2 protein-coding genes are annotated in these 1,608 nt (G+C 71.5%); both read right to left on the bottom strand.

Features of this window, described 5'->3' with window-relative positions; all coding sequences use genetic code 11:
* The coding region (locus tag I8N68_RS32345) for a hypothetical protein (RefSeq protein WP_200216902.1) at window positions 1-866 on the bottom strand (866 nt) is incomplete at its 3' end.
* A gap of 149 nt (window positions 867-1,015) precedes the next feature.
* Window positions 1,016-1,588, bottom strand: a complete 573-nt coding sequence (locus I8N68_RS32340; protein ID WP_307813060.1) for an IS607 family transposase — start codon at window positions 1,586-1,588, stop codon at window positions 1,016-1,018.
* Window positions 1,589-1,608: the final 20 nt, after the last annotated feature.

Here is a 1,608-nt window from a genome sequence, read left to right as displayed (position 1 = left end):
AGGTGTTCGCGGTGGCGGCGTAGCCGCACCAGTTTCGCCGATACGTTGGTCGCGTCGAACCGCAACGGCCGCCCGTCCACGACGACGCAGCCGTCCTGGTCGAGGTCGGCCACGGTCGCGGTCAGCAGGGTGTTCACCCCCCAGTCGACACCCAGCCCACGGGTGTGGCCGTCCACCGGCGGCCGGGTGTGCGGCGTCTGCCACGGCAGGTCAACGCGAACCTTGCCAACACCGGGCCGCAGCGTCGGCGTGCACATTTTCACCCCGGCCGGCACGGTGGGCGGTAGCGCCACGTCGACGGCGTGCCACACCCAGTCGCGGTAGGACGCGGGTGCCGCGCATGTCGGCAGCTGTGACCACACCCGCACGATGCGGTCGTCGACCCGGTCGACGACAACCTGCTGCCGGTCGGCCGCCGCCAGGCTCACCTGCCCAGCCACGGCCGGCGGGTCCTCCAGCTCACACAGCGCCGCGGGCATCCGGCCATACATGCCGAGGTATGCGGTGATCTGCCGGGTGCGGTTGCGGATCGTCGCGTTGTAGGTGCCTTCGGGTAGCGCCGCCCGTAACGCCGACCATTCCTTATCGGTACGCGCACCCGGGTCGGCCGGCCAGGTGGCCAGCAGCGCGGCGACGACCGCACGGCGGTGGCATGCCAGACGTAGAGCGCGGGCGGCTTCCTCCTCGGCGATGCGACGAACCCGGTCCGACACCACCACACCCGCCGGCGCCACCGCACCCCAACCCAGCCGCCGCACCGCCATCCAGCCGTTGCCCGGCAGACGCCTCCCATCAGGGCCGACCCCGGCGGCGAGCACCCCAAGGTCGGCATCCGACCAGTGCGCGGCGATCACCTCGTCGGCCATGCCCCGCACCAGGTCCGCCAGCCACCCCACCCGCTCGGCCAACACCCGCCCCGCCACAGACCCCTGCGCTCCGGGCGCGTGAGGCCTACCGCCGCACACCCCCCGGTACGCGGTGCACGTCGCGGTCGACGTCAACACGGAGCCAGCCACTACCCCACGTCCCTGCCCGCAGCTGTCAACAGTCGACGCTTCGCCTCACGCGACCGGATGCCGTACATCCGGCCGGCGAACGTGGCCACCAGCGACATGAAATCAGCCAAGAGTTCCTCGACCCCACCCGCCGAACCCTTCGAATGCAGCACCTCCACGGTCACGCCGTCACGGGCCAGCAGCGCGGTCAACCACGCGGTGCCGAACCGGGCCAGCCGGTCACTGTGGGTCACCCTCACCACGGTGAACTCGCCCGCCGCCGCGGCCCTCAGCAGCCGGGTCAGTCCCGGCCGGGTCTCCCGCAACCCAGATGCCCTGTCCCTGAACACGGCCACCACCTCGCCCGCAGCCGTAGCCCGCAGCTCCGCCTCCTGGGCCACCAGCGACGTCTCCTGGCCAGTCGTACCCGACACCCGCACATACAACGCCTCACGCCGCGGCCGGTCCACCTCAACCCGGCCCACGAACACGTCAAGCAACGAAGAATCGAACCGACGCTCCCGACCCACCCACGTCACCGCCACGCGTCCCTCATCCGCCCACCGACGCAAAGTCACAGGATGCACACCGATGTACTCCGCCGCCGGACCCA

It is taken from the genome of Micromonospora coerulea (assembly GCF_016598485.1).
Lineage (GTDB): Bacteria > Actinomycetota > Actinomycetes > Mycobacteriales > Micromonosporaceae > Micromonospora > Micromonospora coerulea.
The sequence above is the reverse complement of the archived record's forward strand: the minus strand, read 5'-3'. Positions and strand labels throughout refer to the sequence as shown.